The sequence below is a fragment of the Microbulbifer sp. MLAF003 genome (assembly GCF_030012965.1).
Taxonomy (GTDB): Bacteria; Pseudomonadota; Gammaproteobacteria; order Pseudomonadales; family Cellvibrionaceae; genus Microbulbifer; species Microbulbifer variabilis.
This window is the reverse complement of record NZ_CP120232.1, coordinates 2,893,633-2,908,184: the sequence shown is the minus strand read 5'-3', so window position 1 is coordinate 2,908,184 and position 14,552 is coordinate 2,893,633. Positions and strand designations below refer to the sequence as shown.

General features: G+C 43.6%; 8 protein-coding genes. All 8 read left to right on the top strand.

The window, feature by feature from the left end; all coding sequences use genetic code 11:
- From P3339_RS13835 to P3339_RS13800, 8 genes are read left to right on the top strand one after another with little or no spacing between them, the layout of a single operon-like run.
- Complete coding sequence (locus tag P3339_RS13835; protein ID WP_282950867.1) at positions 1–3,222, top strand: DUF6443 domain-containing protein; 3,222 nt, start codon at positions 1–3, stop codon at positions 3,220–3,222.
- Positions 3,153–7,823 carry an outer membrane protein assembly factor BamB family protein gene (locus P3339_RS13830; protein WP_282950866.1) on the top strand — a complete coding sequence of 1,557 codons (4,671 nt, stop codon included), beginning with the start codon at positions 3,153–3,155 and terminating at the stop codon, positions 7,821–7,823. Before P3339_RS13835 ends, P3339_RS13830 begins: the two co-directional genes overlap by 70 nt.
- A complete protein-coding gene (locus tag P3339_RS13825) occupies positions 7,814–9,544 on the top strand; it encodes a hypothetical protein (protein WP_282950865.1) in 1,731 nt (576 codons plus the stop codon). Before P3339_RS13830 ends, P3339_RS13825 begins: the two co-directional genes overlap by 10 nt.
- Complete coding sequence (locus tag P3339_RS13820) at positions 9,544–10,674, top strand: hypothetical protein (RefSeq protein ID WP_282950864.1); 1,131 nt, start codon at positions 9,544–9,546, stop codon at positions 10,672–10,674. Before P3339_RS13825 ends, P3339_RS13820 begins: the two co-directional genes overlap by 1 nt.
- Positions 10,671–11,651, top strand: coding sequence for a dockerin type I repeat-containing protein (locus tag P3339_RS13815; RefSeq protein WP_282950863.1), 981 nt, complete (start codon positions 10,671–10,673; stop codon positions 11,649–11,651). Before P3339_RS13820 ends, P3339_RS13815 begins: the two co-directional genes overlap by 4 nt.
- 16 nt (positions 11,652–11,667) lie before the next feature.
- A complete protein-coding gene (locus P3339_RS13810) occupies positions 11,668–12,564 on the top strand; it encodes a hypothetical protein (RefSeq protein ID WP_282950862.1) in 897 nt (298 codons plus the stop codon).
- 22 nt (positions 12,565–12,586) lie between these two features.
- Positions 12,587–13,462 (top strand): RHS repeat domain-containing protein, encoded by an 876-nt coding sequence (locus P3339_RS13805; protein WP_282950861.1) that lies wholly within the window; start codon positions 12,587–12,589, stop codon positions 13,460–13,462.
- Between the two features lie 8 nt (positions 13,463–13,470).
- Entirely contained in the window at positions 13,471–14,007 is a 537-nt protein-coding gene (locus P3339_RS13800; protein WP_282950860.1) for a hypothetical protein, read from the top strand.
- The last annotated feature ends 545 nt before the right edge of the window (positions 14,008–14,552 follow it).

Sequence of the window (14,552 nt, the reverse complement as noted above, 5' to 3'; positions counted from 1 at the left end):
ATGAGTATTTCGCGCCATTTTCTATTGTTAAGTTTTCTTTTAATATCCATTTCTTCTTATGCAGAGGAAATCAGGGATTACTATGCAGAACCGGGTTTAAATCCTTTTAAAGAAACCGTTAATGATCATTTTAATGAACATATAGATGTGTTTTCTGGAGGTATTCAGCTAAAGTATACGGATATCCATATTCCAGGTAATGGAGGCATGGATGTCAATATCAATAGAGTGTATAACAGCCCGCAGACTTATAGTACTCCTCTTCGTACAGCCTATGGTGTGGGATGGACCATGCATTTCGGCAGAATTGTTGTCCCCTATAATTATGTCGATAGGGTGTGTTCCCAAGCCTCTTTTGATCTTAGCACGAGAGATAATCCATCATTAGAGCATGCGGATGGAGGGCGAGAAGTACTTGTTTTAAATTCAATGCAAGCTGATGGCAGCTTAATAACAAAAAGCAATTGGCGTGCGGAATGTATAGATGATGCAAATGGAATATTGGTGACAGCACCTGATGGTAAGAAATATACCATGGATTATCTGGATACATTTCAGGGTGAGTCAAGCTGGTTTACGACAAAAATCGTAGATGTACATGGTAATTGGATTAGCATTGAATATGAAAAAGGCTCAACTGGAGCCAGCTACATTAAAAATATTTATAGAAGTGAAGATGGTCTGGTAGCTTCTTATCAATATGAAAAATCACCTAATGGCATACAGCTTTTAAAAAGCATCTCCGCCAAAGGATTGAAAGTTTATTACAAATTTGACCCTGTGTCGCCGGATTATCCTTTTACAGCATATAACCTGGTAAAAGTGACAAGGCCAGATAAGAAGTCCTGGGTATATTCCTATTATGATAATGAAGTGCCGCCCCCAGAGGATGATGACGATAAAAGAGGCGTGGGGCAGTTTGCCATAAAAAGTGTTAAGTATCCTGATGGCGCTAAAATTTCATATACATATCAAAGAATAGCCTTTGATATGCCCTGGGGCCTCGACTTTGGTCCAGGCACTACAGCGATAGCCACTAAGACTTTATCGGATATTGATGGGGGGAGTGCTCAGTGGGTATACGAATTTAAGCCTTATAGTGAACCAGAAAATTCGACTGCTTCAGATGGGGCTAGCGGAATTAACTACCTAGATAAAACAACGGTAAAGGGACCTGATGGAAAAACGGTATACACTCATTATGGAACTAGTTACAATTTTTGGGGTTTCACTGTTTATTATTGGAAAGCACATCTTATAGGTCTACGTATAAGCGAGAAAAAATATAACAAACAAGGTGATTTGATTTATCGTAAGCTTAACTCATGGAAGTCTGAAGGACGAATAATTTCTTATGAAGATTTCTCACATGGGCTTACTGGAACCAAAGGCCATATTGATGATGCTACCTATGTTCCAATTTTGAAAAGTGTAAGTGAAAGTTATGATGGTGAGAATGGCTCTAGAGCTATTTTCTTTTTTGATCATGATCAATTCGGCAATCCAAGAACAATAAAGGAGTTTTCAAATTTAGCTGATGGAGAAAAATTTCGTACTTCCACTCTAGATTATGATAATGATACTGGGAGGTGGATTCTCGGGAAAGTTAAGGAAGAAGTAGTAAAGATGGGAGATCAGACCTCCACTACTTCAAGAACCTTCTATCGTGGTGAAGTAAAATCAGAAACGGTTAATGGTGTTATTACTCAATACGAATATACCAATGATGGTGATATTGAGAGTATTACAGATGCAAATAACAATGTCGTAACTTTTTCTGAGTATAAACGTGGTATTGCACAGAAAGAGGAGCATCCGGAAAATGTTACAGTTTTAAGAACTGTTAATGATAGCGGTACGATTGGTTCGGTAACGGATGCCGAAGGTCGGCTCACTTCATATGTTTACGATTTTGCAGATAGAATTAAGAGTGTTGATTTTCCAATTCATGAAGATATTACCATATCCTATGAAGATAATGCCCGCACTCTTGAGCGCGGAAATTACAAGCAAGTTGATTATTTCGACAATATTGGAAGGTTGATCAAAACCGATCGAATTGATATTTCTTCAATGGAGGTAATATCTACTCGCTCCGAATACGATGTTTTTGGTAGAAAAACATATCAGTCAATTCCATACGCTGAAATTGAAGTCGGGGGCATTAATTATGAATACGATATCATTGGACGCTTGATTAAAGAAACCAATGTAGATGACAGCTATAAAACCCTTTCTTACAAAGATGAAACTGTTACTATTACTGACGAGCGTGGAAAAGTAACTAAAATTATATATCAAAATGTTGGCTTGGATGAATCCTGGATTCGTGAGATTCAGCAACCAGAGGATATCGGCACCGTATTCACCCGAAATTTAATAGGGCAACCTGTTCAAATTAGACAGTTTAAATATTCAGGCAGTGGGGCATGGGAAAGGAATTATATATACAATGATAAATTTCTTCTAGAGAAGAAATTTGATCCTGAGATAGGTACTGATCAACATACTTCAGGTATTACCAAATATACTTATGACGACGTTGGAAATCTTATCTCATCACAAGTAGAGGATAATGATCCTGTTTTCTATAGGTATGACAATCTTTATCGACTGAAGACAATTGATTACCCTGATGGTGCCGACGATACCAGCTTTGTTTATGACAATAATGGGAAAATAACCCAGGTGTCATCAGGAGTCTCTTTGTGGGATTTGGAGTATGATGATAATGATAATCTAGTTAAAGAAATCCTAAAGGTTGATTCTAGCATATCCCGAGAATATGTTTTCAAGTACGATTACGATGATTTGGATAATCTAGATGGTATCACATACCCCAATGATCTTTATGTGGATTATATGCCCGATGCGTTTGGTCGGCCGTCAAAAGCAGGTTCGTATGCGCATAATGTACAATATTACCCTTCTGGCCAAATAGAATCATTCACTTACGGAAATGGAAAGTCTACTAATTTCACTTTAAATGAACGTCTTTTCCCTGAAGCTCTATTGGTAGATGGGTTAGTTGATTTAGAGTATGGCTACGATGAAGTTGGTAATGTTCTATCTATTGTTGATAAGATCGATAACTCTAAAAATATTAGTACTGCTTATGACGACCTCAATAGATTGATTTCTGCTAGCGGTGCATGGGGGAGGCAAGTTATGGTTACACTGAAACGGGTGATATTTACTATAAGAACATTAAAAATTTATTGACAGATTACGCTTACCACTGGGGCAAACTCAAAAACACTAGAAATGATACAGCGGTGAACGTACTGGATTATGATATTTTCGGGAATGTTATAAAAAATACCAAGTATGGTTTAAATGCTGATGGTTATGTTGAGTCATTCCATCCATCTGCTTACAGGTACGATGAAGCTTCCAGGCTTATTGAGGTAGAAGCTAATAATACTATAAAAAACTATTTTTATGATGGTAATGGTCAAAGATATTATGAGAATTTAAAAGGTACTCACAATACTAAATATAGTCTTTATGTTCAGTCAGAAGGCTTACTTTTTGAGGAGGCGTTTTCAGAGTGCTCCTACACGAACTACATTCGTTTAGGTAGTTATCTTGTCGCTCAGTCAGTGGATCAGACAATTGAAAAGGGACTGGATTCTGACTCGGATACAATTTCTGACTGTTTAGAAATACAGTTTGGACTTAACCCTAACGACCCCCTAGATGCGACCTTAGATACTGATAATGATGGGCTTGACAATGCCACTGAAATCGCCAGTGGATTATTTATCTCTAAGAGTGATAGTGATGGTGACGGTATCTCCGATGGTGATGAAGTTAACCAGCATAATACTGATCCCCTTTTAGCGGATAGTGATGGTGATGGTATTGATGATAGTGTCGAAATAGTTAATGGATTGAATCCAACTCTTGCTGATCTGGATAGGGATGGAGTTAATGACCTGGATGAAAATCAATTCGGTCTTAACCCTTTGGATGCATTGGACGGTGTATTAGATCTTGATGGCGATGGATATAGTAACAGGCAGGAAAGCTTAGGGAATTCTGATCTAGGTGTTAGTACGAATCAGCCTACAGATGGAAAGCTGGCTTGGTTTACAGATACTCTGGGCGCTATTGATAAGGCCATGAGTGTTGATTTTGATGGTAATTTGTATGTTGGCACTAGAGAGGGCTATTTATATTCCTTATACCCTAATGGCGAAGAAAGGTGGAAGTTTAAGGCTGAAAACAGAATCCTATCCACTCCTGCAATAGGGCTGGATGGCACTATTTATGTAGGTTCCGATGACGGTAAACTATATGCCGTTAATCCTGATGGAACGGAGAAGTGGCACTATCAGACCTATGGAGACATAGAAACGTCCCCTAGTATCGCTTCAGATGGAACAATTTATGTTGCTTCTTACGATGAAAATCTATATGCCTTAAACGAAGATGGCAGCCTTAAATGGATATACAGGACTCCGGGCGACGTTGGCTATTTATCTTCTCCGGCAATTGGAGCAGATGGCACCATTTATATTGGTGCCCTGGATTCAGGATTACCTTATCTAATCGCAGTTTCATCAGAGGGTGAACTGAAATGGCGTTATCTGGCTAGTGGGAATGTTAAGTCTTCCCCAGCAATTGGACAGAATGGGGACCTGTTCTTTTATGCAGATGATGGGTTTGTCTACTCAGTGACTAAAAATGGGGACTATAGATGGAAGTTTTATACTGGTGAGACTACACCCTATTCACAGCGCTGGTCTGTTGTCTTAGGAAAAAATGATACTGTCTACTCTGGCACAGCAGATGGAGAGCTTGTCGCTCTTGATCGTGCAGGCCAATTATTATGGGTATTCGATCCTCTGGGTACACCATTCACTCCTGCCATTGCAGAAGATGGTACAGTATATGTAGGTGCTGCCAGTGGCTACTTATATGCAATAAATAGCGATGGAACCCAAAAGTGGCGATACCCTTATGGTTATTTATACTTAGCCCCTCCGACTATAGATATCGATGGGACAATATATATAGGGGATCGTAGTAGCCGACTTCAAGCGTTTATTGATAATAATGGGGGATTATCGACCTCATCCTGGCCAATGTTTGGAAGAGATCGGTTTAGCTCAGGAAATCAGTGCCGCAATGGTGCTGTAGTGTATGCCCCAGGAGTGGATTCCGATTCTGACAAAATACCAGATTGTATTGAATACCTGTTTGGACTAAACCCACAAAATAGTTCTGATGCTACTATCGATAGCGATGGAGACTCGATCACTAATCTTGAGGAGTATTTTGCTGGTACTTCTCCTGTTTTAGCTGATACTGATGCCGATGGAATTAACGATAATGATGAGGTAGCCGTTGGTGGGGGTACTATTCTCCCGGACTCTGATGGCGATGGCATTCTAGATGGTGATGAGGATCACGACTTTGACGGTACCAGTAATTCAAAGGAAGTTACTGCAGGGTCTAATCCGTATGTTAGTGAGGTACACCTGAAAGCAGGAGTAAACTTTATACATCAACCTTTTGAGGTTCCCCAAGGATATAGTGCATTTGATTGGATGCAGGACCTTGGTGGAAGTGTTGTTGTTCAGAGAATTGAGAGGTTCGATCCAGAGCTGAATACCTTTAGTACGGCTCAATATTTATCCGGTACAGCTCAAGGTGAGGACTTTGCTATTCAATCTGGAGAAGGCTATGTTGTTCATTTACTGCAAGAGGTTCAGCAATCTTTCGATAGAGACATTGTTTGCCCAGGAATCCAGATTCAGCAAGGATTTAACCTGATTGGTTTTTCGTGTATTGCTGGTGGATTTAGTGCATATGATTTACTTGAGCACCTTGGTGGTGAAAGTTCCGTAAGTAGTGTCCAGCGCTATAATACTTTCACAGGAAAGTATGAATCAGCGACTTGGCACAATGGCGCCCCCACAGGAATAGACTTCCCTCTGAGAAATACCGAAGCATATGTTATCTATGCGAACTCAGCTCTGGGGGATATTGCTTCTCCTACAGATTTTACAGAGCATACAGTTACATCTCATAGTAACAATGCAGAGGTTAAAGGATCTCCAGTACGGATTGATGGAGAACTAAAATCACTGATTACAATCAGTGGCACTGTATCTGATAATCTTTCATCAGTTACAGTTAATGGTGTAAAGGCTACAGTTTCAGGCGGTATCTTTACTGCTGAACTTATTTTAACTTCAGGTATGCATAATATTGAGATTGTGGTTGTCAATAGAGATAACCTGATCAGTAGATCTGTCATATCGATAGATGTCCAAGAGCCTGTAGCTTTGGAAGTTACATCCCATGTCGATGGTCAGGTGATATACCAGAAAGACCCCATAATTCTTGGGAAAATAGACCCAATCATTGATGAGGTTCTGGTTAATGGCCGCGCTACTATATTGAGGGGTGACACGTTTAGATATGGTTATTATTGTTATTCGCGCAATTTTGAGCCTATTTGTGATTATGACAATTATAAGGAGCGACTAAACCTTGATCCTGGACAACATACAATAACGATCGAAGCTTTTAGCCATGGACAGCTTATTGATACTAAAACAGTCAATCTTGATGTGCAGAGGTTTAAAATCAATACGCTAAATCCCGGCTTGGTAACTCAAGCGTTACCAAGCTTTGTCTTTGAGGAGTCAAGAATTGGGTATCTTGATTCTTACGATATATTTTTTAATGTTAACGTTACTGGTGGAGTAGAGAGTAATATTACTGCAACTAGCTCTGAGCCGGTAATTTCTGGAAATCAAGTTGGTGTGTCAATTGATGTTGACGTTCTAAATGCTCTTTCAGGAACTTATGAAAAAGAAGTCAAAGTTGATTTTTATACCAGTATCGGTGGTTACGCTTACTCAGTATATTATCTGCTTGATTATGAGGTTCCAGTTGCCACATCTGCACCAGAATTTACGATTGATTCTCCAGTAGAAAGTGAAGATATTTTCTATTCTTTTGGCTTGGTTTCAGGCAGTTACAGTCATTCCGTCAAAGAAATTCGTGTCAATGGTGAGACCCCTGCGTTTTTTGAAGGTGGATATTATTCACATAATACGGATTTATCCTCTGGCTCAGTTACTGTTGAAGCTATTGGAGAGAATCCGGATCTCACAAAAGTTAAGACGGTCAATTTCACTCCTCGTGTTACCGAGATTACGATGGGGCCTGATAGGGTATATGGAAGCGATGATAATCAAACTCAAAATTTTCCTGCTGCTTTAAATATAGGGCATATCTCTGCCGGAGATATAGAGCTAAAAGGTGCTCCATCTTTTGTTACGACTTATGGGGATAAGGTAAGCCTAAATGTTTCCAATGGCAAAATATATAAAACTTTAAAACATAAATACGGGCTTGTGTTTTATGATTATTATGATTGGTCAAGCCGGCCCACTGTTTCCGGAGTCTATGAATTCTATATTGACTGGGACTCAGGTGGTGGTATGGGTGGCTTTAAGCCATATATGCATATCCCCATTAAATTAACTGCTTTAGAGAGTCTAGATGCTCCGGAAGTTGAATTGTATTCACACGAGGAAGGGGATGTTATACCCGAATCAAGGGCAGGTATTTCTATTCGCGTGAGTAATGATTCTGCTGCCACTGTTAAAATAAATGGTGTTTTAGCAAAAATGGAAGAAATACGCAGTGTTCCATTTAGGGATCGCACCTACTCCGCTATCGTTGAGCTCAATGAAGGTACTAATAATATCAACGTGGAGGTGCTTGGGTTAAATGGCTTAAGTACAAATAAAACCTACACTTTAACCGTTGATACAGCTGATGCCCCCCTGTGGAAGTAACTTCGCATACAGAGGGAGAGGTTGTTAATGCTGTTCCTGTTATTGTCATTCAAGCGCCAGCTGAAATTGATCAGTTAGTAATGTATATGAATGATCAAGTCTATTACCCGGCAAAGAATGGATCTATTTTTTCGTGGGATAGCCTTGTTATGGGTGAAGGTAGTAACTTTATGGAGTTTTATGCTCCGGGATATTTACAGCCAGTTGCAACACGCACAATTAACTTGACTCCACCACCCGCACCAGTAATAACCATCACCTCTCATACAGAGGGAGAGGTTGTGACTGCCCTACCAATAGCCCTTAGAGGTACAGTTCAAAACCCTGTTGGCAGTTTGACTATTAATGGTATGGACGTGAAGCTGGACGGTGAAGACTTCATTGTGCCCTATTGGGACCTACACGAAGGTAACAACACGATCGAAATTGTGGCAAAAGGCCCTGGTACACACGGGAAGGAGACGGTACATAGCTTCAACCTGATTAATCAAAGTAATGAAGCACCTAGACAGATCACTCTTTCACAAGGCGGGAAAACCTATTTCCGTCATGAATTTACTGTTCCAGCAGAGGTCAGGAGTGGAAACTCGAGGGTTTCGGTTTATATGGGAGATGAAACTCCATCAGGCTTAGAACAATTTCCTTGGTGGGGCTACGAATCTATTTCGGGTGGACGTTCTGTTTTTACTGTTGAAATGGCACTTATAAATAATATGAGCCCAGGGGTATATTCCTTCCCAATATCCATGTTATTTAAAGATGAAAATGACAAACTTAAGGCGTTTGAAAGCGTCACTGTTGATCTGACTGTTTCTGATGAAAATATAGTGGAGCTAGGTACTTCTATTGACGGTAAGGAATTACTGTCTATTGATTCTACAATAATGAATTCAATCGATACTTTTGAGTTCACTCCCAGCTCCTTACCTACTGGTGTAGGAGTGAATTTTACCCATCGTTCTTTGAATTCCAGTGATTCTACTGCGGAAATCTATTTTGATGTGTATGCCTCACCCGATGCTGTTCCTGGGAGCTATTCAGTGCCTGTAACCATGAAATTCCTGAGTGCTGACTCCTCAGAGCTATACAGTGTTGTTCGAAATATTGACATCAATGTTGTGCTGCCCCAGGCAGGTCCTCCGACGGTAGTGATTGGCTCCCATTACAATGGCGAAGCTGTGACTACTCCACAGGTGACGATTAGCGGTACGGTTGCTGACTTCAATGCAACGGTACTAGTCAATGGCCAGTTCGCAACAGTTGAACAGACCAATGGCAGTGAGGGCACTTTCAGTGCGGATATCACTCTGGAGGACGGCGCCAATCAGATTACTGTAGAAGCCACTGGTGAAGGTGGGTTGAAATCCAGAGATGAAATTACGATAAACCTGAGTTCCCAGTCCTCTGGTGGTGGCCTGGTTATCCCTGCGGGCGATACGGCTGCAACCTCTGAATCTTTCCAGTTTGACCCGATTAGTTTTTATGAGGTGCGCGGATATCAGGTCAGTGTGGGTGGGAGTAATGCTGCGATTGCTCCGAATGACTTTACAGTAACACCTATTCAAGGGGAGTTGAGCTGGGTAGTTGGATTTGATGTATCTGTTTCACCATCAACAAGCCCAGGAGATTATGAATTAACGGTTACCCACATCTTTTTGGATGGGAATGGCCAAACAATTCTTGAGGAATCCCGAGTACTCAAAGTTGAGGTAACAGAATAATGAAAAGGAAAAAGTCTATTCTGCATCTGCGTAAAGCCCAGGGGCTTGTTGTTGCCAGCTTATTGGCACCAATGATTGGACATGCAGCAACTACAGAAATATCAGATCTAATGATAGCGGATGTCACTGACCGCTCGCTGTCGATTATATTTACTACGTCTGAAAAGGCTTCACCAGCACTGGCAGTATTCACCGATGAGGGTGCTACGGCACCCGCTGCGGATATAGAAATTGTTCAGTTCCCTGTGCATACAGGGGACCCGGCAATCAGTGGTCAATTCCGCTCACACTCCATTGCCGGTATTGTGAATGGAGCAAAGAGTCGTTTTATTGTAAAGCTTGAAGTGCAAGGATTAGAGCCTGAGGCCACTTATTACCTGAGGCCGAGTGCAACCTCTGAGAGTTCCGGTGAAGAAACGGTCTGTCCCGATGCCGGCTCCGATTATTGTCTGGGAATTGAAGCAGAGGCGTTGACCATCGAGACCGCAAAAGGGGGAGTGCATGCTGAGTTGGATATTTCCAGTGGTAACACCCAACTGTACCTTAATGATCAGGTCATTATCGATACCGAACAAGGCAATACCGGTGATCTCGCAATTATTGCTGTTGAGGGTGCCCGCTATCCACTGAGTGCTTTTGTTGGAGATGGTATTGAGGCTCCCAAGGCAATTGTCGACCTCAATAACCTTTATTCAGAAACAGGTAATGGCCTGTTGCGTATTGAGGGCTCAATGCCTGATGTCCAGCGTGGTGATTTTGGTGAGGCGGCTCAAGTGCGCCTCTACCGAGGGATTGAGGGGATCAATACGGTCTACCGCGGTATTGGGATCAATAGTGGCAAAGGCCAAGCGGTGCCCCTGAATAACTCTGCACTCGGAGACTGCAACTTGAACGGCACTGTGAATGGGTACGACCAGCTACTGCTCAACTGGGTGGTAGATAACAACCCACTAGCGGAGTTGCAACGAAAAATCGCCTTCCACCCCGCCTTGTGTGACTTGTACAAAGAGGGCGGTATCGACAGTTTATCTATGGCGCCGGAAATTAACGAGGAGGACCTGACCCGCCTGAAGGAGTTCCTGGTAGGTATCAAGACTGCAAATGAACTGTCAGAGGAGCCTGTTCAATGAGAACTTTTACAAGGAATCAAGTACTGGGTGCCTGTCTGGGGCTCTCCCTGAGTGCAACGTCTATCGCGCAGCAATCTCCGTTTACAGGGAGTGCCTCAGTCAATCTTGGCAACAACCAGAATGCTGTTCCACAATCGATAGTATCGATACCGTTACAGGTTAACCTCAGCGGTGTTATGGCAATGGACAAAGACAATCTTTCAATCGATGCGGCGCTCGGCGCTATCCGTGTGGAGATTGCCTACAACTCCAGCCAGGTAGTGCCTATTGTAGAGTCCTTCACCGTACCTGCCGGGGACAGCACGGAATTTGCCCGGGTGCACTCCGCCTATGTGGAAGGACTGCAAGAAACTAAAAAGCTAGTCATCACCGCCTCGCAAACTGCCGAGGCAACCCCCACGGGTCTTGTGAACATTGCCAATATCCCCTTTGTTTTGCTGGCGGATTCTGGAGAGGTCACCCTGGAAGTGACCGCCCTGGATGTAATCAGCACATTGGCAACAACACCGGATGGCATTATCGGTGGTGAAACGATCCCACACACGGTTACCAATGGCGTGATCACCGTCACCGATGCTACAGAAGAGATGTCAGCATCTGCACAAACCCTAATGGCCAACTCCGGCGATGCCGATAATGACGGCATGCCCGATGCCTTCGAGCTTGCCCATAAACTCAACCCCAACAGTGCTGCTGACGCCAGCCTTGATAGCGACGGCGATGGTATGAGTAACCTGGAAGAGTTTGCCCGGGGAACAGACCCCAATTACCTGCATGGCGACCTCAACAATGACGGCACGGTGGATCTGGTGGATATCATCACCGTGAAACGTATCGCTATGGGGCTGGAGCAGGCCAGCGAAGATCAACTAAAAGCCGGACACGGTGATGTCAATGCCAACGGCAGCATAGATCTTGGCGACGTCATTGTTATTGAGCGCCTCGCCATGGGCGCCCAGAAAACCAATAAGAAGTAGGGAAAGGGAAACGGAAATGAAAACTCTAATTGCGAAATTTTTTATCGTATCGGCCTTACTCACCCTGCTAACCGGATGTAAGGAAGAAGCACTCACAGCCACGGTGCGTACCGGAGACACCGTGATTGTCTCCCTGTCTGCCGACGACCTGAGGGAAAGTGGAGACACCAGCGGCAGTGCCATCCTGCGCGCGGAGCAACTGAGCGCTTCCCTCACTGACGCCGCTAATACGGAGCACAGCGTACAGGTACGCCAAGTGTTCCGGGTTTATGCCGATCCCACCAGTGAAGTGCAGCAGCTGGATAACGCAGGCCTCTGGCTTGCGGCTATTGACTTGGTTGACCCGCTTTCAGCTTCCGCCCCCACACTGGCCAGTGGCAGCGCCGAGTTGACCCTATCCGCCCCGGGCTACTTCGATACCGATAAGGTGGTGACGCTCGAAGTAGTCGCTGGCCTCGGTACTCCAAAAACCTTCGGCGACTTGAGCCTCGGTGCCGAATCCATTGAGCCGGCGCCCCAAGCATTGGCTACGGTTACCGGCAGCCTGGAAGGGCACCTGCTCGCCGCCGTACAGCACCAGTTCACCATCCCCCACAGCGACACACTGGATATTGATAGCGGCACTGCATTGAAAGCCGCCCTGGTGAAAAAGCTGCCCGGACAGGAAATGGTTAACCTCAATGTCACCACTACTGCGACTGAATCCGGAGCCACGGAAGTCCAGGTTTACCTGACCGCAGTAGAGGGCCTCAGCGAAGTACAACTGTCTGAGTTTAATATTGCCCTGATCTCCCAGATCGACGCCGCCAACGCCCAGGCTGACTACTGGAGCCAGCACTACAGTGGCAGCCAATATTTTGATACCGAAGGCAATACGCTCTCACTGAGCACTCAGGTATCCGCAATCCGCTAGCAGGGAAGAAAGCGAGAAAAACATGATGCAACAATTAATCAGAACCCTGCTGGCCGCCGTTGTCTTACTGGCCTTTTCGGTAACATCGCAGGCAGAGGTGACCGTCACCTACCTGCACACCGATGCCCTCGGCTCGGTGGTTGCCGCCTCTGATGAGGACGGCGACCTGTTGTGGCGCAAAGCCTATATGCCCTACGGCGCCATTCACGAGAATGGGCAGGCCAAGAACCCGGCTGTGGGCTATACCGGCCATGTCCAGGATGACGACACCGGCCTTACCTATATGGGGGCCCGCTACTATGACCCGGCGCTGGGCCGCTTCCTGCAGATGGACCCGGCGGGAGTACTGGATAATGTAGAAAGCAACCCGATGATGTTCAATCGGTATGCTTATGCCAATGGGAATCCTTATAAGTTTATTGATCCGGATGGAGAGGCACCAAAAAATAGGGATGGAGGTCATGCCGCGAACCTAGGAGGCGCAATTTTAGTCGGGTTGGGTGTTAGGACCTCAGATGATGAGCTTTTGGCACAGGGTATTGTGCTTCCGAAGGCAAAAGGTGGCTCCAAGGCAAAAAAAGGGGCAAAGCGAGGCCCTAAAACAGATCCAAATGCACCCCATAATAAAAAAATTAGAGAAGTGGGTGAGCAAATTGAAGCTGAAGGTGGAACCGTCCTCGCCGGTGGAGGACAATTGAAAGAAAAATTGATACCTACTCCAGGTGGACACAAGAGCGGTCGGCGTCCTGATATTCTTTATAAGGATTGTGAAGGAAATCTTTGTGGTACAAATGTAGGTAAAACTAAAGCTGATGATTCGCCTATCAAACGTGAACAACAAGCATTAGATGATTTAAATGGTGCTGGCCTGCCAACAACATTTCAAAAATATGACTAAAATTTAAGATGAAATCTATTTCAATTCAATTTCACGCTACAACTGAAGAACTATTAAGCTTTATAGTTACCATAAGTTCTGAGTTTAGTTTAATTATTACTATGATGACTCTCAAACCTTTCAAGTTAGAAATAGTTGAAGGTGAGTTGACTCTTAGTGGTCTCGCCTCGAAGTTAGAAGAGGGAGATCTCCGATTGATCCTAAATGTAAGTAGTCCTGATGTCAGATCAACTTCACCTAATAGATTTTTAGATAAAAATCCTGGAAGCATTGTACTTGATATCGGGGACTTATCTGACTTAGGGCTAAAGGAGTCTTCTTTGTCCTTTATGTCGGATGACAAAACTAAAATATCAATAGCCAATAGGGTTGCATCTAGACTGAAAAAGATAACTAAAAGTGGTGCAATCGCAGTGAATCCTATTAATGGTGCAGAGGCAAAGATTAGATCTCACAGATATACAGAGGGTGCAAAGTTAAAGTATGACGAAGGCGTAAAGATGTTGCCTGTAGCAGGGAATAGTATATATAAATTTTCTGATTAGCTATTACGAAGAGTACAAAGAGCTGAGCATTTGAAATTCACAATGCTTTACTTTCCTCAAGGAAGTAGGGAAAGGGAAACTCTCATCGCGAAGCTTTTTGTCGTATCGGCCTTACTCACCCTGCTAACCGGATGTAAGGAAGAAACACTCACAGCCACGGTGCGTACCGGAGACTATTAATAACCCTGTCGGGGCAGGAATAGACTGTGTTGGTGGCTTGGATCGCGCAGTTAATGAGTGGGGGGTTAATTTTGAGTTTATCGGAAAAAAGGTATAACCAGGCCAGTCAGCATCGCTCTCTGAGACCGCTGGACCTCGTTTCACTCAGTCGCTGCTGGCGACGTTATACGAGATGAGTGCAAAATGAGTTACGAAAAAAAGAGAAACATAGCCTTAAGAGGCGAATCAAAAAGCTTATATGTGGTTTACTCATCACTCGCGCTTGGCTCTATGTTTCTAATTAGTGAGGTGGGTTTTCCAAAGAACTGGATTGTTTTTTTGCAGTCACAGTTCTTTGTATCGCTTGGCTATTGGCACAATCATTC